The 24,140-nt window shown below is 60.0% G+C and carries 23 protein-coding genes; 8 read left to right on the top strand and 15 right to left on the bottom strand.

Going from position 1 to position 24,140, the window contains the following annotated elements; all coding sequences use genetic code 11:
- Window positions 1-10: 10 nt before the first annotated feature.
- From hpnE to ispH, 11 genes are all read right to left on the bottom strand, one after another.
- Window positions 11-1,411: a hydroxysqualene dehydroxylase HpnE gene (gene hpnE / locus VFI82_02300; protein ID HET7183487.1), complete on the bottom strand. Its 1,401-nt coding sequence runs from the start codon at window positions 1,409-1,411 to the stop codon at window positions 11-13.
- Window positions 1,408-2,352, bottom strand: coding sequence for a phytoene/squalene synthase family protein (locus VFI82_02305; GenBank protein ID HET7183488.1), 945 nt, complete (start codon window positions 2,350-2,352; stop codon window positions 1,408-1,410). Before VFI82_02305 ends, hpnE begins: the two co-directional genes overlap by 4 nt.
- A 125-nt stretch (window positions 2,353-2,477) precedes the next feature.
- A complete protein-coding gene (gene hpnC, locus VFI82_02310) occupies window positions 2,478-3,503 on the bottom strand; it encodes a squalene synthase HpnC (protein ID HET7183489.1) in 1,026 nt (341 codons plus the stop codon).
- Between the two features lie 177 nt (window positions 3,504-3,680).
- Window positions 3,681-4,718, bottom strand: coding sequence for a zinc-binding dehydrogenase (locus VFI82_02315; protein ID HET7183490.1), 1,038 nt, complete (start codon window positions 4,716-4,718; stop codon window positions 3,681-3,683).
- Between the two features lie 51 nt (window positions 4,719-4,769).
- A complete protein-coding gene (locus VFI82_02320) occupies window positions 4,770-5,840 on the bottom strand; it encodes a zinc-dependent dehydrogenase (GenBank protein ID HET7183491.1) in 1,071 nt (356 codons plus the stop codon).
- A gap of 56 nt (window positions 5,841-5,896) precedes the next feature.
- Window positions 5,897-6,613, bottom strand: a complete 717-nt coding sequence (locus VFI82_02325) for a hypothetical protein (protein HET7183492.1) — start codon at window positions 6,611-6,613, stop codon at window positions 5,897-5,899.
- Window positions 6,603-7,601, bottom strand: coding sequence for a hopanoid-associated sugar epimerase (gene hpnA / locus VFI82_02330; GenBank protein HET7183493.1), 999 nt, complete (start codon window positions 7,599-7,601; stop codon window positions 6,603-6,605). Before hpnA ends, VFI82_02325 begins: the two co-directional genes overlap by 11 nt.
- Window positions 7,602-7,612: 11 nt before the next feature.
- Entirely contained in the window at window positions 7,613-8,047 is a 435-nt protein-coding gene (locus tag VFI82_02335; GenBank protein HET7183494.1) for a hypothetical protein, read from the bottom strand.
- Complete coding sequence (gene hpnH / locus VFI82_02340; GenBank protein ID HET7183495.1) at window positions 8,044-9,165, bottom strand: adenosyl-hopene transferase HpnH; 1,122 nt, start codon at window positions 9,163-9,165, stop codon at window positions 8,044-8,046. The genes VFI82_02335 and hpnH overlap by 4 nt, the downstream gene beginning before the upstream one ends.
- Complete coding sequence (shc, locus tag VFI82_02345; GenBank protein HET7183496.1) at window positions 9,165-11,144, bottom strand: squalene--hopene cyclase; 1,980 nt, start codon at window positions 11,142-11,144, stop codon at window positions 9,165-9,167. Before shc ends, hpnH begins: the two co-directional genes overlap by 1 nt.
- Before the next feature lie 44 nt (window positions 11,145-11,188).
- Complete coding sequence (ispH, locus tag VFI82_02350) at window positions 11,189-12,166, bottom strand: 4-hydroxy-3-methylbut-2-enyl diphosphate reductase (GenBank protein HET7183497.1); 978 nt, start codon at window positions 12,164-12,166, stop codon at window positions 11,189-11,191.
- A 360-nt stretch (window positions 12,167-12,526) separates the two neighbouring features.
- Between ispH and VFI82_02355 the strand changes: the two genes are divergently transcribed.
- Window positions 12,527-12,895: a hypothetical protein gene (locus tag VFI82_02355; GenBank protein HET7183498.1), complete on the top strand. Its 369-nt coding sequence runs from the start codon at window positions 12,527-12,529 to the stop codon at window positions 12,893-12,895.
- Window positions 12,896-12,898: 3 nt separating this feature from the next.
- On the opposite strand, the gene recN is transcribed toward VFI82_02355, so the two are convergent.
- Window positions 12,899-14,584 carry a DNA repair protein RecN gene (gene recN, locus VFI82_02360; GenBank protein ID HET7183499.1) on the bottom strand — a complete coding sequence of 562 codons (1,686 nt, stop codon included), beginning with the start codon at window positions 14,582-14,584 and terminating at the stop codon, window positions 12,899-12,901.
- 238 nt (window positions 14,585-14,822) lie between these two features.
- Here recN and VFI82_02365 point away from each other — a divergent pair, with 238 nt between their 5' ends.
- The 6 genes from VFI82_02365 to ybgF all read left to right on the top strand — a co-directional run bounded on the left by VFI82_02365 (window position 14,823) and on the right by ybgF (window position 20,016).
- Complete coding sequence (locus tag VFI82_02365; GenBank protein ID HET7183500.1) at window positions 14,823-15,524, top strand: MotA/TolQ/ExbB proton channel family protein; 702 nt, start codon at window positions 14,823-14,825, stop codon at window positions 15,522-15,524.
- Window positions 15,524-15,952, top strand: a complete 429-nt coding sequence (locus VFI82_02370) for a biopolymer transporter ExbD (protein ID HET7183501.1) — start codon at window positions 15,524-15,526, stop codon at window positions 15,950-15,952. Before VFI82_02365 ends, VFI82_02370 begins: the two co-directional genes overlap by 1 nt.
- Window positions 15,936-16,724 (top strand): TonB family protein, encoded by a 789-nt coding sequence (locus VFI82_02375; protein ID HET7183502.1) that lies wholly within the window; start codon window positions 15,936-15,938, stop codon window positions 16,722-16,724. Before VFI82_02370 ends, VFI82_02375 begins: the two co-directional genes overlap by 17 nt.
- Before the next feature lie 69 nt (window positions 16,725-16,793).
- Window positions 16,794-18,119: a Tol-Pal system beta propeller repeat protein TolB gene (tolB, locus tag VFI82_02380; GenBank protein HET7183503.1), complete on the top strand. Its 1,326-nt coding sequence runs from the start codon at window positions 16,794-16,796 to the stop codon at window positions 18,117-18,119.
- Between the two features lie 162 nt (window positions 18,120-18,281).
- Window positions 18,282-19,013 carry a peptidoglycan-associated lipoprotein Pal gene (gene pal / locus VFI82_02385; protein ID HET7183504.1) on the top strand — a complete coding sequence of 244 codons (732 nt, stop codon included), beginning with the start codon at window positions 18,282-18,284 and terminating at the stop codon, window positions 19,011-19,013.
- Window positions 19,014-19,164: 151 nt separating this feature from the next.
- On the top strand, window positions 19,165-20,016 hold the full coding sequence (ybgF, locus tag VFI82_02390) for a tol-pal system protein YbgF (GenBank protein HET7183505.1): 852 nt from the start codon (window positions 19,165-19,167) through the stop codon (window positions 20,014-20,016).
- 84 nt (window positions 20,017-20,100) lie between these two features.
- Here the strand turns inward: ybgF and VFI82_02395 are convergent, their stop codons facing one another.
- Window positions 20,101-20,409, bottom strand: coding sequence for a 2Fe-2S iron-sulfur cluster-binding protein (locus tag VFI82_02395; protein HET7183506.1), 309 nt, complete (start codon window positions 20,407-20,409; stop codon window positions 20,101-20,103).
- A 392-nt stretch (window positions 20,410-20,801) separates the two neighbouring features.
- Between VFI82_02395 and VFI82_02400 the strand changes: the two genes are divergently transcribed.
- Window positions 20,802-21,041: a hypothetical protein gene (locus VFI82_02400; protein HET7183507.1), complete on the top strand. Its 240-nt coding sequence runs from the start codon at window positions 20,802-20,804 to the stop codon at window positions 21,039-21,041.
- A gap of 91 nt (window positions 21,042-21,132) precedes the next feature.
- Here the strand turns inward: VFI82_02400 and VFI82_02405 are convergent, their stop codons facing one another.
- Both VFI82_02405 and VFI82_02410 read right to left on the bottom strand, forming a co-directional pair.
- The gene (locus VFI82_02405) at window positions 21,133-22,179 is read right to left on the bottom strand and encodes a 2-oxoacid:ferredoxin oxidoreductase subunit beta (GenBank protein HET7183508.1); all 1,047 of its coding nucleotides are present in this window, start codon (window positions 22,177-22,179) and stop codon (window positions 21,133-21,135) included.
- Window positions 22,180-24,018 (bottom strand): 2-oxoacid:acceptor oxidoreductase subunit alpha, encoded by a 1,839-nt coding sequence (locus VFI82_02410; GenBank protein HET7183509.1) that lies wholly within the window; start codon window positions 24,016-24,018, stop codon window positions 22,180-22,182.
- Between the last annotated feature and the right edge of the window lie 122 nt (window positions 24,019-24,140).

Consider the following 24,140-nt stretch of genomic DNA (forward strand, 5'->3'; position numbering starts at 1 on the left):
GGCTAGTGGTTCAGTGTTGCTTGAAGAATCGCATTAAGCCCCGCGCCGGCAAATCTTCGACAAGGAACTTTTGGGGAGTCCCCGCGGCGCGGGTAAGCGCTTCGGCGGCAAGATAGCCGCTTCGTACGGCACCCTCCATGGTGGCGGGCCAGCCGGTGGCGGTCCAATCGCCGGCAAGAAAAACCCGCGGCCAGGGGGATGCCTGCGGCGGGCGGTGGGCGTCGGCGCCCGGCAGGGGCGCGTAAGTGGCGTTCACCTCCTTGATGACTGTTGATTTCAGCAGCTTGGAATTTCTGGCTTCGGGAAAGAATTCCGACAGTTCCCGCAAAGCGAGATCAAGAATTTCTGGCCGGGGTTTGTCCACCAGAGTCTTGGACGCGCTGATCACCAGCTCCACGTAGCTTCCGCCGGACTTTTCGGTTTCCTGGAAACTGCTCTTGTGGAACATCCATTGGATGGTGCGATCGAGAAGCACAGCATGTGGCAGGTCGGTGATCTGGCGATCGAACCAAAGATGGATGCCGGTGATCGGCGAAGTCTGGAAGCGATCGAGCATGCAGCGCAGCGGGGCAGCGGCGGCATCGTCCGGCGGCAACATGGACGCGAGCACGTTGAAAGGCACGGCCAGCACGGCATAATCGAACGTGCGGTCGTGGCCTGCGAAACAGATGCGGACCGCGGCGGACTCGGGGCGAAAGGCATCGGCGGCAGCGCGGAGTTGAAGGCTTCCGCCCTGGCGCTGGATGTAATCGCCGGCAATGGCGTAAAGATCGGACAAAGGCAGGGCAGGCAGGCCAAGCGCGCCGGCTTCGGTCGACTTCAGGAAGCTTTCACGAAACACCTGGGCAGCGTAGCGGGACGACATGCGGTCAAGATCTTCATTCAGAGCGCTTACCAGCACCACTCGCCAGAAGCGATCAATCGCACGCTGAGTTTGGCCATGCGCGCGAAGCCAGGTCAGGAAGGGTGCGCTGTTGTCATCGGGTAAGCGGCCAGCAAGAGCCAGCATGGCGCGAGCGATTGCCAATTTGTCGGAGAAGGATAGGTACGACGCACCGAGGAACGATGTCGCGCTGTGAAATGGCGCGGGCAGAAGACCGGGCTCGATCACGGAACGGTGGCCGCCCGGTTCGATGAAGGTTAGTTGGCGGTACCAGCGGATCTTTTCTTCGGCGCCGACGCGGCGATAGAGGTCGATGAGATTGGTGCAGCAGCCAAGCAGGACATGCTGGCAATTATCGACGACTTCGCCGGTTCCGGGATGCTGATAGGAAGAAGCGCGTCCGCCGAGATAAGGACGCCGCTCGAGCAGCGAGACGTTGTATCCAGCACCGGCCAGGGCACAGCCGGCGGCCAGGCCAGCCAGACCACCTCCCACAATCGCCACCGACGGAGATTCCTGGGCGGTCATTCCTTGATCCGCCGCCACAGGCCCTTGGATAAAATGCGGAGCTTTTCGTAGGTGGTAAGGCGCACGCGCTCGGTGAAGACGTCGTAGTTGCGGCCGGCAATTTTTTCCAGAAGACGGCTGTAGATCTCGATCAAGGTCCAAAGCGCCGGCCGGCTGTCTTCGTCAATATAGGTAATCAACTGGCGTCCGGAACCGTAGAACTCGCGGGCACGGTCGGCTGCCATCTCCAGCAAGGGGCGGAAGGCCGCAGGGTTGGGAGAGCGAAACATCGAGGGTCCGATGGCGCAGCGGTCGAGGTCTTCTTGCGGCAGATAGATGCGGCCCATGGCGGCATCTTCCTTCACATCGCGAATGATATTGGTGAGTTGGAAGGCGATGCCGCAGCGTTCGGCAAGAATTTCGGCCGCCGGGTCGCGATAGCCAAAAACTCGAATGCAAACCAGGCCGACAACGGACGCAACGTGGTAGCAGTAGTTATAGAGGTCGTCGAAGCTGCGGTACATCAATTGGGGATTCCCGGGCACGGGCTGCGGGAGTTCGGGGCGAGGCACGTCCATGGCGGTGCCGTAAACCAGTGTTTCCAGCAGGTCGATGGGAATCTTGAAGCGGCGCTGGCTGTCGGCGGTTGCCATCAGAACGGGATCGTCGGTGCGCTCGCCGCCAACTACGCGGTGCAGAGATTCGAGCCACTCATTGAGTTTCAGTCGCTTTTCGTCAGGCGTGAGTTGCGGGTCGTCGCTGATGTCGTCGGCGTAGCGCATGAAGGCATAGATGGCGCTCAGGCCGTCGCGCTTGCGGCGCGGCAAGACGAGAAAACCGTAATAGAAATTACGCGCCGACTTGCGCGTGATGTGGCGACAGACTCCGTAGGCGGTGCGCAACTGAAGTGACGCGACGCGTGGCGCACTCGGAGCCGGGCCGCTTTGGGTAAGGACAGTCATTTAGTCGGTTGGTGAATCGCTCATTTCAACTCGTTTTGGCACAAGAATAACCGCAGGGGAGGCAGGGGAACGGGGAGAAAACTTAATCCAAACAGCCGTCGACCATCGACGACCTCATGGCCCTGTCAGTTCCCGGCGATCTCCTTTCCACTGAAAATTTTCCCCAATGCGGCTTTGGCGACCAAGGCCAGTTTGCGCGACTTAGAGATGGCCGGCCGCCGCGTCAGGACGTCGAAGTGCTGGCGCTCGATCGCATTCAAAATTTCCTGGCCGCCGCGCGTAAACAGTTCGATATCCACCGCCAGCTCTTTGTCCACTTTGCGCGCCAACGGCAATCCGCGCTCAAACCATTCACGAGCGCGGTCGACTTCAAATTTCATCATCCGGCGAAACTCAGGAGTGGGGCGGCGCGCGGCGATATCCTGCTCCTTGACGCCATAACGCTGCATGTCGTCGAGCGGGATGTAGATGCGGCCCTTGCCGTAGTCGGGCCAGATGTCCTGCCAGAAATTGGCCAGCTGCAGCGCGGTGCAGGTGAAGTCAGAGAGCTGCTGGCGTTCGTCGTCACTGTAACCGCAGGTGTAGAGCACTAGGCGCCCGACGGGATTGGCGGAATATTGGCAGTACGCCAGCACATCGTCGAACGTCGGGTAGCGGCCGGTACGCTGGTCCTGGCGAAAAGCCTTCAGCAAGTCAGCAAAAGGCTGGCGCGGGATGTTACAGGCGCGAATGGTTTCGCGCAGGGCGATGAACACAGGATGCCGCGGACGAGCCGGATTTTTCGACGGCACCGCCGGCTGCAACTGCTCCGCCTTCTTGTTGAGGATGTCGAGCGGAAAAGGCTGGACCAGGCTGAGATAAGTGGCATTCAGCTCCTCTTCCCATTCATCCAGCAGGCGCAATGCTTCGCGCGGATCCCCGACTTCGTCGCCGAGGTCATCGGAAATCCGGCAATACGCATAGACGCTATAAAAATGCGGGCGCACGCGCTCGGGCAGGAACCAGGTGGCGACCGAAAAATTCTCGTAATGGCGGCGCGCCAGGCGCTCGCAATACGCGAGAGCTTCCCCAAGAGACGGCGCCTGCGCGGGAATAGCGTATTCCGGCGGGAGGCCTGAAAAGGGCACGGAATTGGGGGAGGCCGTCACCATCTCAATTTTAACCACAGTGCAACCGGCTCACCACCAAGGACACGAAGTACACAAAGGAAAGATTGGGGCAATTTCTGATCAGGTCATGAAAACGGCCCATCAAGCCACAACCCGAATCCAGAACCAAATGGCGACACGAAGGCCCTTGTGTTCCTTCGTGTCCTTTGTGATTAAAGGTCAGTGGCCCGGAATAATGGCGGTCTTGATGTCGCCGTTCCGATTGAGCATGTGGCGTAGGACCTGCTGCAGGCGCGACAAGGGCGCCTCGCCGGTGATGTAGTCCGCGCCACGAATCTTGCGTTCGGCGATGAGGGCGAATGCTTTGCGCACGGTTTCCGGCGTGTGATGGAAGGTCGCCTTGAGCGCGATCTCGGAATAGTGCAGGCGATTGGTATCGAGCGAGACCTTGGTGCCGCTGGCACACCCGCCAAAGAAATTAACCGTCCCTCCCTTGCGAACCATGTCGATGGACCATTCCCAGGCTTCCGGGCGGCCAACGGCTTCAATGACAACGTCGGCACCGCGGCGATCTGGAGTGAGGGCGCGCACAGCATCGACCGCATCCTGGACCTGCGTGATCTGCACCACGTCATCTGCGCCGAGACGCTTAGCGGCATTGACCTGGGAATCGCGCTTGGCGACTGCGATCACATTGCAACCCTTCAGCTTGGCAACCTGAACGAACATGAGACCGATAGGACCGCCGCCAATCACGACCACAGTATCGCCGATTTCCAAGCTGGTTTCGTGAAGTCCGCGCAGGACGCAGGCCAGCGGCTCGACCATGGCCGCTTCTTCGTACGTAACATTGCTGGGAACGGCGAGCATGTTGCTTTCCACGATGCGGCGCGGAATCTTGATGTACTCGGCGTAGGCGCCGTTGTTGAAGAGCAGGTCTTCGCAAAGATTTTCCTGGTGCTTGGAGCAATAGAAACACATCTGGCAAGGCGCGGAATTCAGCGCCACCACGCGCATGCCGGTGCGGAAACCCTTGACCCCAGGTCCAACCTCCTCGATGACGCCGGCCAATTCATGGCCGAACAAGGCCGGCGGGACAATCATGCGAGCATGATATCCGCGCTGGTATACCTTGAGATCGGTGCCACAGGTCAACGCTACCTGGACCTTGATCAGGACCTCACCGTGACCGACACGGGGTATGGGAACGCGTTCAATCTTCACGTCCTCTTTACCGTAGAGGACCGCTGCAGTCATGTGTCCGTTCACTATCTTTCTTTCCTTCCCTCGTACAGCTCACGGAACGATTTATGAACCCGGTGATCCTGGTTCCAAAGCCGGCTGGATGACGACTTTCATCGATTCTGGCCGGGGATGAGCTGCTAAGTTCAATGCCTCCAAAGCCCTGGAGAGGGGGAACCGGTGAGTGATGAGCCGCTCCAAGTCCATTTCGCGGCGGCAAACAAAACTCACAGCCTCCTGTTGCAGGTCAATGGAAGCGCTATAGGAGCCCAAAAGACTCTTCTCATCGACACAGATTGTGGCGGGATCAATGACGGCCTCTCCACGAACCGTCTGGGCAAATAACAGAACCCTGCCACCCGGGCGCGCGGCCTCGATAGCCGCGCGTATCAAAGAAGTCCCGGCTACCGCCAGAACCACGGCGTCAGCCCCACGTCCTTCCGTCCATTGGCACACGGCTTTGACCGCATCTGCCTGCGACGCGTCAATGGATCTGCCTAGGCCAAAACCATTAGCTATTGTAAGCCTCTGGGGGAACAAATCGGAAGTGAATACATTTGCACCTTCTCGTTGGGCCAATACTCCCAACATGATACCGATGGGACCCTGTCCCATCACCAGCACGGTCTCACCCGGTTGGAGGCGCAAAGTCTGAATGCCTTTCATGCAGGTATTGATCGGTTCGATGAAGGAGGCCTGCTCGAAGGAGACCTCCGGCGGTAGTTTGACTACTCCGCCTCGGGCAACAATCCAGTCCATGACCCGCACATATTCGGAAAAGCCGCCCCCACTGGGCTCGTACCCAGCCGTACAGCCCACCTGCTTGTAAACCGGGCACTGGGCAAAGACCTTATGGCGGCAGTAAAAGCATTCCCCGCACGGGATATGGTGGAACACGCTGACCCGGTCGCCGGGCGAAAACTTGGTCACCCCGGCGCCGGTTTCGACCACCACACCGGCGGTTTCATGGCCGAAGATGCGGGGCGCAGAGTGGGAACCGGTGCCGATTTTTTTCAAGTCCGTGCCGCAAATACCGCAGGTATGAACCTTGATCAGCAATTCTCCCGATCCGATCCTGGGCACGGGCACCTGTTCGAGGCGAACGTCGTCCCTGCCGTGATAGACGGCGGCGCGCATGGTGGACGGGATGGAAACCGCACCGCTGCGAGACCCGGTCTGAGTGGCAGTTGACATCAATTCGTCCTACCCAATAGCTCTGGCTGTGGTCTAGTGGCTTTCTCCTCTATGAGATGAGCCAGAGCACGGCAAAGTTCCCGAGAAGCTCGCGCGGTATTACGAGCGAGATGGAACAAGGTTGGCCAAGTTGCCGGCCGCACCGCACACGCGGCAACAAAGCGCGCCATGCGGATGCGTCCGCGAGGATCAATGCAGCCTTCGAAGGAAGGCATGGGGAAGCCTGCTTCCTCGGAGATGGCTTTGACAGCGAGAAACGGGCAATCACGCTGTCCGGCGACAAGAGCGATGGCGGCAGCTTCCATGTCCACCGCGTCAGCGCCAAAAGAACCCGTGATGCGCCGCTTGGCGTCGGCGTCCAGGACCGAGGAAGCGCTGACTAAAACGCCGTCCGTGCCGGGAGCGTTGAAGCGCACGCCCGTTGCGAGATCGACGACTGTAGCCGGATGAAAAATCTGTCCCACCTTCAGCTTCGTATTCAATGCTCCCGCCAAACCCGCGGAGACGAGGAGGGCGGGCCGCTCCGAATCCAGAACGGCCACCGCAGCCTGTCGCGCCAGCGAACTGCCGATCCCGGAACAAATGACAATCGCGTTGCCCTGAACAAAGACCGGAAATACGGCTTGGGCCGTAATCAGGTCGCGTCGCGCCCAGCCGCGCACGAGCGGCCGGACCTCGCGTTCCATGGCGGCGACAATGGCAACGTCAATGGACATAACCATTCGCCTGAAACCATTGGGCGGCTCGGCGCAAGGCGTCTTCTACGGGTACCAAGTTGAAACCCAATTGGCACTGCGCTTTCTCGGAAGATACCCACATTTTTTTTCGACCCATGCGGACCGCATCCAGGGTGACGCGGGGCTCACGATGGAGAAAACGTCCGCTCACCACGGTATCGCCCACGCCGGCAGCGAGCGCGACCACGTAGGGCAGGCGCACCCGGGGCGACGCCAGACCGGTAATGGCCGCCAGCTTGTCCAGGATCTGCTTTAAGGTCAGGTTCTCGCCGCCAAGAATGTAACGCTCTCCCGGCGCGCCTTTTTCCAGCGCGAGAAGATGTCCGCGGGCGACTTCGTGCACATCCACCAGATTCAACCCTGTATCCACGTAAGCCGGGAACTTCCGTTTCAGAAAATCGAGAATAATGCGGCCGGTCGGCGTCGGCTTCAGATCGCGCTCGCCGACGGGCGTGGTCGGATTCACTACCACCACATCGCCGCCGGACTTGCCTGCCTCGATCGCTACTTGTTCCGCGATGAATTTGGAGCGCTTGTAGTGCCCGATCATGTCATCCAGACCGACCGGGGAACGTTCGTCGGCCGGATGACCATTGCCGGTGAAGCCCATGGTCGCCACGGTGGAGCAGTACACAATGCGCCGCACGCCGGCCTGACGCGCCGCATCAATCAATCCCCGCGTCCCCTCGACATTGCAGCGGTACATCGACTGCACGTCGGCGGCATCGCGTGTCCAGAGCCGGTAATCGGCGGCGACATGAAAAACCACCTCACAACCGGAAACGGCCGTGCGCAACGAATCCGGCTCCCTGAGGTCTCCGATAACGCGTTCGGCGGGCAAATCGTCGATGTTGCTGGTCGGGCTGGACTCCCGGACTAACAGGCGCAAATCGGCTCCGTGGAGAGCGAGTTCACGCGCCACGTGGCTTCCGACAAAGCCGGTCGCTCCTGTAACAAAAGCTTTCATGAATCAAGCCGCTACTCGAGTTTCTCGGGTTGCAACGAGATACTCTTCTCTCCGGCTGCCTTACGCTGCCAGTACTGCTGGACCCAGGCCTCCCAACTGTTTCCTGCCGCCATGTCGCGGCCGGTAAAGGCCAGGGCTGCAATGTCGGCGTAGGAAACGGAGGTCTTGCCGCTACCGTCTTTTGGCAGCAGCCGCACCGCGGATTCGGCCAAGGTCCGGCCGGTGCGACGATCGAAAATGTAGCCTTCGATCTGGGTGCCATCCTTGCGCGTGATCAGCACGTCGCCACGGTAATCAAAAGCGCGCTCCAGGGCTTGGCGTAACTCTTCTTCGCTGGCCAACTCCGGCACCCAGCCTTCGAGGCGTTCGCGGGCACCGCGTTCGACAACCTCGAGCGCGTCCGGATCCGGCGTCCCAGCTCGATGGCCAGCTTCGCGGCCGGTCACACCCGTGTCTCCTGGGGAGCGTTGCTGTCGATCTGCACCAGGGGATTGAAGGCATGCACCGGGCGAACTTCCTCCTCGAGAAGCTCGAGCGCCTGGGAATCTTCGTAGCTGCTGGAGAGGGTGGCGCGCACGGTGTCCCAGAACCCGCGCCAGGAGCTGAAGGTATCGTTCACGGCAGAGGCTTCGTAGCCGCTGTGCACCATGCAATTGGCGCACTTGGGATTGCCGGATTCGGTGCCGTAGCGCTCCCACTCCGTGCTTTGCATAAGCTCGGCGAAGGTGTCGGCGTAGCCGTCCTGCAGCAGGTAACAGGGTTTCTGCCAGCCAAAGACGTTGAAGGTAGGCATGCCCCAGGGCGTGCACGGGTAATCGCGTTTGCCCATCAGAAATTCGAGAAAAAGCGGCGACATGTTGAAGCGCCAGCTCTCTTTGCGATTGGAAAGAATGCCGCGGAAGAGCCGGCGAGTGCGAGCTCGGCCGAGGAAATGACTCTGGTCCGGGGCCTTGTCATAGGAGTAGCCGGGCGAGAGCATCATGCCTTCGACACCGAGCTTCATCATCTCGTCGAAAAAAGCGCGCACGCTCTTGGGATCTGCTCCGTCGAACAAGGTGGTGTTGGTGGTGACGCGGAAGCCGCGTGCCAGCGCCTCCTTGATTCCCTCGATGGCTTTTTCGTAGCCGCCCTCCAGGCATACCGAAAAATCATGGTGTTCCCGCTGGCCGTCCACATGGACAGAGAAGGTCAGGAATTTGCTGGGCTTGAAGAGGTCGATTTTCTGCTTGAGCAGCAGCGCATTGGTGCAGAGATAAATGTACTTCTTCCGGTCCACCAGGCCGGCGACGATCTCGCAAATCTGCGGGTGCAGCAGCGGCTCACCGCCGGGTATGGCGATGGTCGGCGCGCCGCATTCTTCCACCGCGCGGAAGCATTCTTCGGGGCTCAACTGCATCTTGAGCACGTGGCCGGGATACTGGATCTTGCCACACCCGGCGCACGCCAGGTTGCAGCGGAACAGCGGTTCCAGCATGAGGACGAGCGGGTAGCGCTTGCGTCCCTTCAGCTTCTGCTTAAGGACGTAGCTGGCAACCGTCCACATCTGGGATACCGGTACAGGCATTAACCTTCTCCGAATTCTGGGCGCGGCGCGGAATTCCGGGCCCGCGGGACGGTGGCGGCTGCATCTGCGGCAAGCATGACTTTTTGATAGGTCGCCAATGCGAGCAGCGGAAAATATTCGGCGTACATGTGGTACTTCAAGTAAAAAACCTTGGGGAACCCGGTTCCTGTATCCCAGGGCTCGCACCAGGAACCATCGCGTTCCTGCGTCTTCAGCAGGTAAGCGATTCCCTTGTGCACCGAGTCGCTACGCGTATCACCGACAGCCAGCAAGCCAAGAATGGCCCATGCAGTCTGCGACGCCGTACTGGGGCCGATTCCGCGAGTGACGGGATCGTGATACGACCAGACGCTTTCCCCCCAGCCGCCGTCGGGATTCTGCACCATTCGTAGCCACTCGGCAGCCTGCTGTACGTAAGGCTCGTTGTGATCGATGCCGATGGCTTCCAGACCGCGAAGCACAAGATGGGTCCCGTAAATGTAATTGCACCCCCAGCGGCCGAACCAGCAACCATCGGGCTCCTGCTCGCCTAACAAGAAATCGATGGCGCGCTGCACGCGTTTGTCCTGCCGGGTGTAACCGTGGGCAGCCAGCATCTCGAGCACGCGGCCGGTGATGTCAGCGGTCGCGGGATCGAGCATGGCGTTGTGGTCGGCGAAGGGAATGTACTGGAACACCAGCTTGTCGTTGTCCTTGTCAAAAGACGCCCAACCGCCATTGCGGCACTGCATGGAAAAGACCCAATCGATGGCGCGCTTCACCGACTCGTGCTGGTAGCGCTCATTGGGATGATCCACGTGATCGAGCGCGAGACAAACCTGGGCGGTGTCGTCCACGTCGGGATAAAACTCGTTGTTAAATTCAAAATACCAACCGGCCGGCTGCCCCTCGCGGTTTTTTACCGACCAGTCACCCTTATGCGTGACCTGTTTCTTCAGGACCCAATCGGCGGAAGCGACCATGCGTGGGTCTTGCGGGCTGACGCCGCTCTCGCCCAGCGCGTGGAGGGCGTACGCCGTGTCCCACACCGGCGACTTGCAAGGCTGCATGCGGAACGTGGTCTCTTCCTCGATGCCAAGCGATTCAAATTCATCCATGGCGCGAATGAACTGGGGATCGTCGACCGAATAACCGAGGCAGCGCAGGGCGATGATGGAGTTCATCATGGCCGGATAGATGGCGCCGAGGCCGTCGCTCATCTCAAACCGCTCCAGCATCCACTCCTCGGCCGCGCGCAGAGCGACGGAACGCAACGGCCGGATGTGAAAACGTTCGAGCCAGTGCGTCATGCGGTCGAGAAAGAGAAAGACGTTGCGCCAGCTGATGATTTTCGAGTCCCAATGCAGGTACAGATTGGAGTTGTCGCGCCCCCCGGGAAACAGCTCCTCAATGCCCATCTCCGGCGGAATTTTTTTGTAAGGCTTCTTGGCGTAGACGATGGCGAGCGGAATAAAGATGGCGCGCGACCAGGAAGAAATTTCGTAGATGTTGAACCAGAACCACTTAGGAAAGAGGACGATTTCCGGGGGGATTGCCGGGACGGCGAACCAGTCGTACTGTCCAAAGAAGCAGAGATAAATCTTGGTGTAGGTATTAGCGCAAGTGGGCCCGCCGAGCTCATGGATCTTCCGGCGGGCGCGCTGCAGCGGAGAATCTTCGGCGCTGTAGCCGGCCAGCTTGAGCGCGAAGTATGCCTTGACCGAGGCGCTGATGTCAGACGGCCCGCCGGGAAAAATGGGCCAGCCGCCGTCCTCGTTCTGGTGATCGAGAATCCAGCGCGCAGCCTTGGCAAACTTTTTCTGATCGCCGGTGCCGAGCAGGGTGTGCATGGCGATGTAATCGGACTCGAGAGTGGAGTCGGCCTCGAGTTCGCCGCACCAATAGCCGTCCTCATGCTGGATCGAGAACAGATACTTTCGCGCCGCCTCGACGGCGGCAGCGACGCGGCTCAACATGTCGTCGATTTTGCCAAACTTCATCGGGGTTTCTGGGGGAAAAACCGCCCGAACCTCTCCTTCCCGAATTACTCCACCGCAGCGGCGGCGGGAGCGCTGCCAATCGCTTCCACGATTTCCGGCGGCAGCCCGAAGCGGACGTTCTCCGGCATCACTTCGACTTCCCTAACGTTGGTAAATCCTTTGCTGCGGAGGAACTCGACCACCTCTTCGACAAGGCACTCGGGCGCGGAAGCACCCGCGGTCACGGCGACGTTCCGCACTGACTGCAGCCACTCCGGCCGTATAGCGCGATAGTTCTCGATCAGGTACGCCGGCGTGCGCAGGCTTCCGGCAACCTCGACCAGGCGCTTGGAATTCGAACTGTTATCCGAACCCACCACCAGCAGCAGATCGACTTCGCTGGCAATGTGCTTCACGGCGGTCTGCCGGTTTTCGGTGGCATAGCAGATATCCTGCGCCGCCGGGCCCTTGGCATTCGGATATTTTCTCTTGAGGGCTTCCACGATGTCCCGCGTTTCGTCGAGGCTGAGGGTGGTCTGCGTGAGGTAAGCGACGCGGTCCGGGTCCGCTACCTCAAGCTTCGCGACCTCCTGGGCGGAACCGACGACCTGGGTGACCGCCGGCGCCTCACCAAGGGTGCCAATGACCTCGTCATGATCACGGTGGCCGATCAGGATGAGCGAATAGCCTTCCTTGGCGAACTTGACCGCCTCGACGTGTACCTTGGTGACTAGCGGGCAAGTGGCGTCGATGACGCGCAAGTTCCTCTCTAAACTGGCTTCGCGTACTTCGGGGGCAACGCCGTGAGCGCTGTAGATGACGCGTTCGCCGGCGGGAACATCGTCAACATTGTCCACGAAGATTGCGCCCTTTGCCGACAACTCCTCCACCACGTAGCGGTTATGTACAATTTCCTTGCGCACATAAATGGGAGGGCCGAAGGTTTCCAGGGCAATCCTGACAATGTCGATAGCCCGCACTACGCCGGCGCAGAAGCCCCTCGGCTTCAACAAAAGGATCGATTTCTGGCTGTTTTCGCTCATCTAGTCAAACCGGCAACTCACAGCCGGTACACCCCTCGTGCCTTCAGTATAAAGGATGCAACCCTAGTTTACGCCGATGCGTACCGTCAACGTAAATAACGGAGAATGTTAGGATTAGCATCCATCTGCATCACGGGAGCACTGAAGCGCGACGGCCGAAATGCAGGCAGCAGCGCTGATTGGACGACCTTCCGCTTGGCTTGGCTGTAATTTTTCACCTGGTTATTCCCTTCCCGGCATTCTGCTGGATCATGTGCTCTCCAGAGCCCGCCCGAGGAGAGGATGAGTTGTCGTTGAAATCGTGACCCGCCGGGGGCACCCACCGTCGGTTATCTGCTTCCAAACACCAGGGGAAAAATCATGATCCTATTTGGATGCGAGTGGTGCAAAGCGATTAAGGAAGACGACGAGACCTGGATTCTTGGCTTAGCGGCGGAGAGCATCGGGATCACTGCCGCCCGGCGTGAAATCACGATTCTGCCAGCGTGGGACCAGTCTCGCGCATGTCATCCGCTGGCGGTTCACTTCTGTTCGGTCGAGCACAAGGACAACTACATGGCGGCGCTTTTCGAAACCGAATCGATGCCCGCTGAAACCGTGATCAAGACGAAGGCCAAGATGACTCCTGGTGGAACCGAGGAGAGGCAGTACCTGCGTACCGCCAGTTCCGGGGCAATATCAAAGACGACCAAGAAGCGCGCTACGACAAAAACGCGACGATCGGCTTAGCAGCTATCGGGTTGCTCCCGCCTTCAACATCTGCTCGGCATGCTTGAGCGAGGTCTCGGTAACCTTGGCCCCGCTCAGCATGCGGGCCAGTTCTTCGCGGCGCTCGCCGTCTTCGAGCGGGCGCAGGCTAGTGCGCGTGCGCCCGGCGGACTCCCTCTTTTCGATCCGGTAATGATGGTCGGCAAAACAGGCGATTTGCGGCAGATGGGTGATGCAAAGCACCTGGGAAGTCGCCGACAACTCCTTAAGCTTCTTGCCAACCGCCTCGGCCGCGCGCCCGCCGATTCCAGTGTCGATTTCATCAAAAATCAGCGTCCGCTGAATTTCGTTCTTGCGGCGCCGCGCACCGCCTTCGATTGTCGCTTTCAGCGCCAGCATCACGCGCGACATCTCTCCACCGGAGGCGATCTGCTCCACCGGCTTGAGAGGTTCGCCGGGGTTGGTTGATATCAGGTAGCTGACCTGGTCAAAGCCGGACGTGGTCCAATAGTTTTCTTCGTCCGAGCCCTCGACTTGAACGCGGAAGCGCGCCTTCATGGCCAGCTCGTTTACTTCATGTTCCACAATCTTTTCCAGGCGCCGCGCGGCGTCGGTCCGGTGTCGCGAAAGCGCGCGCGCCACGGTGAGGTACTTCCCTGCCGCAACGGACAGTTGGGACCGCAGGTTGCGCAGCACCTCATCCTTGTTCTCGATCTCGTTCAGCTTGCGCGCGACCTCTTCGCCAAAAGCGATCACGGCCTCGAGAGAATCGCCGTACTTTCGCTTCAGACGATCCAGCGCCGCAAGGCGGTCTTCGATCTCGGCCAGGCGCTCCGGCGAAGCGTTGATCGCTCCCGCATAGTCGCGCAGCGTGGCCGCGAGGTCTTCAGCCGCAATGCGCGCCGATTCCAGCACGGCGATGGAATCCCGGAATTTTGTCTCATATCGCGCCAGCTCTTGCAGTTGCCGAGACGCTGCCCGCAACGAACTGGCGGCCGATGCTTCGCCTTCGTACAGCAGGTCGAACGCCGTCATCGCCGAGGAGTAGATTTTCTCCGCGTTGGCGAGCACGCGTTTCTCGGCTTCGAGACGATCGTCTTCCCCTGGTTGCGGGCGGACCGCTTCGATCTCCTTTTTTTGAAAGCTCCACAGGTCAATCAGGCGCAATTTGTCCTGCTCGCCGCGTTCTAATTCTGCGATGCGGCTGCGAATCTCATTCCAGGTGGCGAAGGCTGCGGCGGCGGGGCGCGAGTCGCATGTGGCGAAGTCATCGAGCAGCCGCATGCGTGCGGCAGCGTCGAATCCGAAAATGGAGGCGTTCTGGGCGTGCACGGCCGCAAGCAGCGGGGCCAGCCGCTTCAACACCGCAACCGTGGCGGGCTGGTTGTTGATAAATACGCGTCCGCGGCCGTCCGTGGAAATTTCGCGCCGCAGGATGATTTCGGACTCTTCGGAGTCGATGCCGTACTGTTCCAGGATCTCGCCCTGGCGAACGTCGTCCACGGCGAAGACGGCGGAGATCACCGCCTTATCGGCGCCGTGCCGGATGATGTCGGTGGACGCTTTTTCACCCAGCAGCAAGGCGAGAGCGTCAATGAGAATGGATTTGCCGGCGCCGGTTTCCCCGGTGAGCAGGTTTAACCCCGGGGCGAATTGCACGATCACGTGGTCAATGACGGCGTAATTCTCGACGCGCAGTTCGAGCAGCACACAGGTTCCTGAACGGAAGTTGTGCGCAGAATAGCATGAGACAAGCGAAGTTGTGAGTTCCGAGTTGCGAGGGGGAGACAGTGGAAAGAAACTCAGGTGAAACCCGGAGCGGAAAATCGGACCGGGCGTGAAATACTGGCGTGAGCGGTCGACATTGGACCAACAACGCTAACAACTTGTTGCCGCAACGCTGGTCTATAATTGAGTCCAAGTTTCGCGGCAAATCTCCTTAAGGACGATGCATATTCCCTTCCTTTCGAGTGCCATCGGCGGTGAGATCGTCAACCTGATCTGGCAGACTGGCGTGGTTGCCAAGGCCGTTCTCATCATCCTGCTGTTGTTCAGCATTCTTTCCTGGTCCATCATCCTCTCGCGATGGAACCTGCTGCGGCGGGCGCGGGTGCAGAGCGGGCGCTTCCTGCGCGCGTTCCGCCGGGCGCAGCGCTTCCAGGACATCGCGGCGGTGGCGGAGCAGTTCAAGCCCAGCCCGCTGATTTCCGTGTTCGAAGGCGGATACGAGGAATACAAGCGCTCGCGCGGAAATCCGGCGTCCGTCCAAAGAGCAATGCAGATTGCTTCCTCGGAGGAGTTGACGCGGCTAGAACGCCGGCTGCCGTGGCTGGCCATCACCGCAGCGGCCACGCCGTTCATCGGATTATTCGGAACGGTGTGGGGCATTATTGACGCTTTCCATGGTCTGGGTACTGCCGGAGCAGCCACGCTGCGCGCTGTCGCACCCGGAATTTCCGAAGCGCTGATCACCACTGCTGCCGGCCTGTTCGCGGCGATTCCGGCCTTGATCGCCTACAACCTTTTCGGCAATGACATTCGGGAGTTCGGCAAGCGCATGGACGACTTCTCCCTGGAAATGATGAATGTGGTGGAGCGAGTCGGCGTCGAGCCTCCGCGCCGCGCCACGGTGGAACCGGAGTTGCGGTAATGGCGTTCACCGATTCCAATGGGCGCACGCGGTCGTCGCTGGCCGACATCAACATCACGCCGCTGGTGGACGTGGTGCTGGTGCTGTTGATCATCTTTATGCTGACGGCCCCTATCCTGCAGTCGGGAATCGAAGTGGACGTTCCCAAGACCAAGACGGTCAAGGAAATCACGGAGGAGCGAGTGGTCATCAGCATTGACCGCCAGCAGCGTGTCTTCCTGGGCAACGATCCGATCAACGTGAACCAGATTGCGGACACATTGCGCCGCAAGGTGCGCGATCCGCAGCGGCAATCGATTTTCCTCCGCGCCGACGAAAACGTCCCCTTCGGCGCATTTGCCACGGTGATGGATGCGGTGAAGCAGGCGGGAATCACCAACGTCAGCATCGTCACCCAACCCCTGAACCCCAATGCCGGCAAGCGCTGAAATCTATACCGAGCGCGAGGAGTGGCAGCGGCCCCTGGCCTGGTCGGCGGGACTGCACGGGTTCCTGTTCGGCGGCATTCTCCTCTACGCCGTGATTGTCGGACGGTACAGCGGGGAATCCTGGGGCGGAGCCGGTTCCGGCGGCGCCATGAGCGCTACCCTGGTCAGCACGATTCCCTTGCCGAACACCGCGCCGAAGTCACAGAACATCGTCGCCAATGAGTCGAAGGGACTCTCCCAATCGCTTCCCAAGGTGAAAGAGGAACCGGCGCCGGAGGCGATCCCGATCCCGGAGAAAGACACGAAGCGGCGCCCGGAGCGCAAACCGCAGGCCTCAACCCAGCCGAAACCGCGTGCGGAAGAAGAAGTCAGCAATGTGGTTCCCTTCGGACAAGGGGGCCCGGTCAGCGGACCGTATGGGGTATTTAGCGCGGGCAATGCCAAGGGCGGCTTCGGTTTCAATGGCGGCGGCGGAGACTTCGGCTCAAAGTATGCGTGGTACGTAAACGTGGTTCGGCAAAAGGTGTCGGAAAACTGGCTGAAGTACGAGATTGATCCGAATATCCGCGACGCGCGCCGGGTTTACATCACGTTCGACATAACGCGCAACGGGCAGCCGTCCAACGTGCAGGTTGAGCAGTCCAGCGGCGTGCCTTCGCTGGACCAGTCGGCGGTGCGCGCGCTGCAACGCATCGATTCTTTCGGCCCTTTGCCCAACGAGTACGCCGGGAACCGGGTTTCGGTCGAGTTCTGGTTCGATTACCGGCGCTGACCTCCATAAATGCGGTAAAAAACCGATTGACCTTCCGATAGGTCGGAATACGATATCTTGGCCAACATAATGAAACGTGTCCTTCTATTCCTTGTCGCCGTACTCTTCGCCTCGCCTGTTTTCGCTCAGACAGATTGGATCCGCACCGGCACCGGGCTGGGCGTGGAAAAGGTCCGGGTTGCAGTCGCGGATTTCAAGCAGACTTCCGCCGATCCCACCAGCGGCCAATTGCTGACTGCCTTCAACTTCACGCTGTGGAATGATCTGGCACAGGCCGGCATTTTTGAGCTGGTCTCGAAGAGCTTCTACCCGCTCCAGGTGCCGGGCTCGCCGGAGGAAGTGAAGCTGGATGCATGGGCAAATCCGCCGACCAACGCCGGGATGCTCGCCTTCGGCAACCTGAACGCCTCCACCGGCGACGTGGTGGTGCTGGGCTGGCTTTACGACGTCAAGAACTCGCAGTCACCGCAAGTGCTGGGGAAACAGTACCGGGAGAAAGCGACCGAGGAAAACGCACGCATCATCGCCCACCGCTTCGCGAACGAGATCATTTTCCGTCTCGGCGGCGGCATCCAGGGCATCGCGGAAACCAAAATTGTTTATGTGAGCACGCGCAGCGGGAAGAAGGAAATCTGGGAGATGGATTATGACGGGGCGAACCAGCGGCAGTTGACTCACCTGGGCTCGATTGCGCTGTCGCCGCGCATCTCGCCGGATGGGTCTCGCGTTGCCTTCAGCGCCATGGCCGGGGGCGGTTGGAACATCTCCATGTACTCGCTGGAACTGGGCCGCATGGTTACCTTTCCGCATTTCGGCGGGACCAACCTGTCACCGGCGTGGTCGCCCGACGGAAAGCAGATCGCATTCTCTTCATCGCGTACCGGGGACCCGGAGATTTTTATCTGCGACAACGATGGCGGCCATCTGCGGCGCGTGACGTCCTTTAAGGGTCCCGATGTTTCGCCGGTATGGAATCCCAAGTCGGGAGCGCAGATTGCATGGGTCAGCGGACGCACCGGCCTGCCGCAGATTTACACCATGGAGGCCGACGGCACTAACCCGCAGCGCATGACCGATCAGGGCTATGCGGTGTCGCCCTCCTGGTCGCCGAATGGTCAGTTTCTCGCTTTCGCATGGATCCGGCATTACGGGCCGGGCTTGCCGGGCGCGCAGGACATTTACATCATGGACATCGCCAGCAAGCAGATTGTGCAATTAACGCATGAGGCGGGACGCAATGACTTTCCGTCGTGGTCGCCGGACGGACGCCACCTGGTGTTTCAGTCGAACCGTGCCGGAGGGGACCAGATCTGGAGCATGCTGGCCGACGGGACGCAGCAGCATCCATTGACCGCTTCCGGCAGCAATACCCAACCGAATTGGAGTTGGAAGTGAATTCAAATTGGGAACAATCATGGGGCCGTATGTAGTGTGGTTCGGGACGCAACATTCTTGCAATCCCGGGTGTACATTGTTGAGTTCAAGCGGCAGGAAAACAGCGCGCGAGAATCGGCGCCGCTTCTAAGTTTTTCACTTGGTTGAAATGGGAGGAGACAGGTGAAGCAAGACAGGCTGAAGTGGTTATTTCTCATGATTCTTCTCGGAAGTGTGTTGACGCTGGGCGGCTGCAAGAAGAAAGTGGCTCCGCCGCCGCCACCGCCACCGCCTCCGCCGGCAGCGCCCACGGCTACGCTGAGCGCCAACCCCGACACCATCCAGCCGGGACAATCCAGCACGCTGACGTGGCAGACGCAAGACGCGACCGACGTTACGCTCGATGGCACGAAGGTGGAAGCCAGCGGCAGCCAGAAGGTAAGCCCAGCGCAATCGACAACCTACCGGCTTGTGGCCAAGGGAGCCGGCGGGACGCAGGAGGCAACGGCGCGCGTAACCGTAACCCCGCCGCCGGCACCGCCCACTCCGCCGCCCTCCGCCACGGATGAGGAGTTGTTCAGCCGCAGCGTCAAGGACGTATTCTTTGACTACGACAAGTACGACGTGCGACCGGACCAGCAAGCGGCGCTGCAAGCCGACGCTCAATTCCTGAGCCAGCATCCCACGATGCATTTCACCATCGAGGGACACTGCGACGAGCGCGGTTCCACGGAGTACAACCTTGCGCTCGGCGATAACCGCGCCAATGCGGTGAAGAACGCCCTGGTCCAGGCCGGAGTGGGAGCGGACCGCATCCGCACCATCAGCTACGGCAAGGAAAAGCCGTTCTGCACGGAGTCGAACGAGCAGTGCTGGCAACAGAACCGCCGCGGCCACTTCGTTTACGCGAAATAGCTGCGGGTCACGGGCTCTTCGGAGGCGCGGACACAGGCAGAACACCTGTGTCCGCGCAGGGTTCGAAAATCACGATTGGCCAACTGCCAGGGACCAGGAACCCACAAGGATATTTTCCGCATCGAACAGAGCAGCACGCTGAGACAGTTCTATGAAAACATTGAAATTCTTGTTGCCTCTCGCATTGCTAGCCGCCGCCACGCCCGCGTTTCCGGTCAGCAAGGAAATCATCCAGCTGCAGACGCAGGTGCAGGCACTGCAGGACCAGATGTTAAGAATGCAGCAGTCCTTCGATGAGCGCATGGGCGTAATGCGCCAGCTTGTCGAAGGCACGACCGACAAGATGAACCAGATCAATGCCGGCATGGCCGACCTGCAACGCACCATCAAGCAACAGCAGTCCGATGGCGGAACGCGTGTGGACCAGCTCTCCGGCCAGATCCAGGCATTGAACGACTCGGTCGACGAACTCAAGGCGCGGATGGGCAAGATCGCTAACCAACTCGACGCCATGCAGAACGCCCAGACGACGCTCCCGGCCGGCGCGACGCCCCCCGCAGGCCAGGCGCAACAGCAGCAACAAGCGCCCCCGCCTGACGTGCTCTATAACAATGCCCTGCGTGACTACAACGGCGCCAAGTACGACCTGGCTTCGCAGGAATTTGCGGACTACTTGAAGTTTTACCCGAACACCGACCTGGCTGGAAACGCGCAGTTCTACATCGCGGACCTTGCCTATCGCCAGGGTAACTACGAGCAAGCGGTCAAGGAATACGACAAGGTGCTGGAGCAGTATCCGGGCGGAAACAAGGCGCCCGCGGCGCAACTCAAGAAGGGTTTTGCGCTGCTGGAGCTGGGACGCCGCAACGATGGGATGCGTGAGTTAAACAGCCTGATCCAGCGCTATCCGCGATCGTTGGAAGCCGATCAGGCACGAAAGCGGCTGGCATCGCTGGGAAGCAAGCCGAGCGCGCAGCGGCCCGCCCGCCGGCCCGGGGAGTAAGCCGGGTTGTGGGTTGTGGGTTCCGAGTTGCGAGTTCTCAGTTGCTGGCAGTCGATATTAAGACCGCAACTCAAAACCAACAACTCACAACTTCAAGCTCCGCAGGCAATAGCGGATCTCCTGCGCCATCTCGATGACGCGCATTCCTTCCTTCACCATCAGCTTGCAGGAAATGGCGGTACGCGCTTGCGTGCCCTCGCCCATATCGTAGACGACGCGGCAATACTGGCAGTCCTCGTTCCAGCAAAACCGCCCGTAGGAGATGCCTTCCGGCGCCAGGTACTGCATGGCGCGCAGCATCATGTTGCCCTCGGGGACTTCGAATTCCCGGTCCATGATCGAGATCTTGATTAATTTCTCGTAAGGACGATACAGCGGGCCGGGGCTGCTCATGCGGTGAATTGTACGAGTTCTGCGCGTTCCGGAAAGTGATTCTGAGCACCGCGCCCCTAACTACTAACTCCTGACTACCAACTCCAAAGAAGAAGGGCTTCCGGCCGGGGAGGTCCGAAAGCCCGTCTGCGTCCGGCCCCAAGCCGGACTCATGCGCACATCACGTATGCCTAGGAGCGAACCTCCAGGGACCGGTCTGGCTTCCGGCCCTGGAATGTCCGCTGAGACTTCTTGCAAAGCCTTCCCTCCTGAGAACCCGATCTGGAATTGAAAGTTTCGGCGGCTCCGGGACGGGCAATGATCGGTGGATCGGCGACGCGCGCCGGCACCAGAGACGTTTCTCCGACTCGCAACTCGCAAGCGCTGCCAGGCATCTGCCACGTCGAGGACTTATGACACAACGCCACGATGCTGATCTGAACAAGGGCGCTGTCGAGCAGGACGCGCCATCGCAGGAAACGAACACTTCTCTGCAAGGACAACTTCCCCACCGCAACCAGAACCCCAACATCAAGGCGAGCGACAGCGACTACCCTGAACCGGGCGGGAACGCGGAGCACAGCGGCGAGGCAAGCGGCAGCGCACTGCTGGACCGGGACGCCGGCTGCGAGAAGCCTACCCGGAAGAAGTAGTCAGGAGTTAGGAGTGGAAAGAATAGGAAAAAGCCCCGGACGGCGGGGCTTTTCCAGCTGCTAACTCCTAACTACCGACAGCTGACTCCGCCTATCGCAGCTCTTCCATGCACTCCTCCAGCACCTGGCGAGAGGGACGCACCACCGCTTCCGGCAAGGTCGCCAGCGGCGCTTCGGTGAGGTTCAGCAATTCCAGAAAAGTGGGCGCCTTGGGGTTGACGTAGAACACGCCGGTCAGAATCTCGCCTTTGTCATGGGCCTCGGCGAGCCGCTTCAGCGCTTCCGACTTGTTGGTGGGATCGTATTCCTGCTCGATTTTCCGCAGGCGCAGGCGCGAACCATCGTGCATGCTCACGTCCACGGTAGTTCCCTCTCCGTACTCCACGTCGATATCCTCGAAGGCGGGCACGAAGCTGACTTCCTGCAAGGGCTCGTCGTGGTCCTTGGTGAACTTGTACGACTTGGTCGAGCCTTCGTGGTCATTGAAGGTCACGCAGGGCGAAATGACGTCCAGCATGGCAGTGCCGTTGTGCGCGATGGCCGCCTTCAACATGGCGAGCAACTGCTTCTTATCGCCGGAAAATGAGCGGCCCACGTAGGTAGCGCCCAGCATGATCGCCAGCGAGCAGGTATCGATGGGCGGAAGGTCGTTGATGACGCCGGTCTTGAGCTTCGAGCCGATATCGGCGGTGGCGGAAAATTGGCCCTTGGTCAGGCCGTAGACGCCGTTGTCCTCGATAATGTAAATCATCGGCAGATTGCGCCGCATCATGTGCACGAACTGCCCGATGCCGATGGAAGCGGTGTCGCCGTCGCCGCTGACGCCGAGCGCCATGAGCTTGTGATTGGCCAGCAGCGCGCCCGTGGCCACCGACGGCATGCGCCCGTGAACCGCATTGAAGCTGTGCGAACGGCTCATGAAATACGCCGGACTCTTGGAGGAGCAGCCGATGCCGGAAGGCTTGATCAGGCGTTCCGGCTGCACGCCCATCTCGTACATGGCATCAATGACGCGCTCCGAGATGGCGTTGTGTCCACAGCCGGCGCAGAGCGTTGTCTTGCCGCCGCGGTAATCAATCACCGTGAGCCCGATGCGGTTGGTCTTGGGCGGCGGCGTGGAAGTCGGTGTGGTCGCCATTTATCGGCCCTCCTGCGAGATGATCTCGTCGGTTACGGAACGGGCGTCAATCGGCAACCCGTTGTAGTGGCGCACGCTGCGCAGCTTGGTCAACTGGCCGGCATCCAGATCGAGTTTCAAAAGCGACAGCATCTGGCCGTCACGGTTCTGATCGATGACGTAAACGCGGTCGTGCGAGGCAACAAACTCGTGCACGTCGCGATTGAAAGGATAGGCGCGGACTCGCAGATAGTCAGTCTCGACGCCGTATTCCTTCGTCATCTGGTCGCGGCTCTCGACCAGCGCCCAGTGCGACGTCCCGTAGCCGATGATGCCGACTTTCGATTTGCCGTTCTGCACCATTTCCGGCTTGGGCACGTGCGAACGCGCGGTTTCGAACTTGCGGTTTAACCGCTCCATGTTGTTGGTGTAATCGCTGGGACGCTCGCTGTACTGCGACTGCTCGTTGTGACCGCTGCCGCGGGCGAAGTAAGCTGCTGCCGGATGTTCCGTGCCGGGCAAGGTGCGATAGCCGATGCCATCGCCGTCCACGTCCTTATAACGGGCAAAGCTGCCGAGACGCTGGAGGTCTTCCTGGGTCAGGACCTTGCCGCGGTTGATCGGCTTTTCAGGATACTGGAAGGGCTCCGACATCCAGTTGTTCATGCCAAGGTCGAGATCGGACAAAACGAAAACCGGGGTTTGAAACTGCTCGGCCAGGTCAAACGCCTCGCCCGCCATGGTGAAGCACTCGGCCACGGAACCGGGAAACAGCAGGATATGCCTGGTATCGCCGTGGGAGAGAAACGCTGTGGAAAGGACGTCGCCCTGCGCGGTGCGGGTCGGCAGGCCGGTGGATGGGCCGACCCGCTGGATGTCCCAGATCACGGCCGGCACTTCAACGTAGTAGCCTAGCCCGGCGAACTCAGCCATCAGCGAAATGCCAGGACCGGAGGTGGAGGTCATGGAGCGCGCTCCAGCCCAGGCCGCGCCCAGGACCATACCGATGGCAGCGAGCTCGTCTTCGGCTTGGACGATCGCAAAAGTCGCTTTGCCGTCTTTGCCAATCCGGTATGTCTTCATGTAATCAATAAGGGTTTCAACGAGCGAGGATGAGGGCGTGATCGGGTACCAGGTCACCACTGTGACCCCGGCGAACATGGAACCGAGAGCGCCGGCGGAGTTACCGTCGATGATGATCTTGCCGGCGGTCTTGTCCATGCGCTCGATAGAAAAAGGATCAGCCTTGGTCAGGGACGCGACCGCGTAGTCATAGCCGGCCTTGGCCGCGTTGACGTTCAGGTCGGCGGCTTTTACCTTGCGTCCGAATTGCTTGCGGATGGCCTTCTCCATCTCCGCTGCATCAAGGTTCAGCAGACGCGCGACCACGCCGACGTACACCATGTTCTTGACCAGCTTGCGCAGCTTGGCTTCCGGACAGACGGGCGCAACCAGCTTGTCGAAGGGCACGGAATAGAAGGTCAAATCCTGGCGCAAGGAACCGAGTCCCAGCGGTTCGTCATAGAGTACGGCCGCGCCGGGGGCAAGCGACTTTACATCTTCTTCCGCCGTTTCCGCATTCATGGCGACCAGGAAATCGATCTCCTTTTTGCGCGCGATGTAGCCGTCTTTGCTGGCGCGGATTGTGTACCAGGTGGGCAGCCCGGCAATGTTGGAAGGAAAAAGATTCTTTCCGGAAACCGGGACTCCCATCTGAAAAATAGTGCGTAATAAAACGGTATTGGCCGATTGCGAACCGGAGCCGTTCACGGTGGCAACCTGGAGGGAGAAATCGTTGACGATCCGCTTCCGTTCCAGGCGCTGGGAAAGCTCCTGCGCGCCAATTTCAGTCGTAGCCATAGCCATCCTTGTCTCGATATCTAAGATGATTGCCGGGAAGAGTGATTACAAAATTATACGGCACTCCGGGCGCCGTTGCGAGGGTTACCCTATTGAAGATGCTGCGCCAACCATGCCCGAGT

It is taken from the genome of Terriglobales bacterium (assembly GCA_035691485.1).
Taxonomy (GTDB): domain Bacteria; phylum Acidobacteriota; class Terriglobia; order Terriglobales; family Acidobacteriaceae; genus JAIQGF01.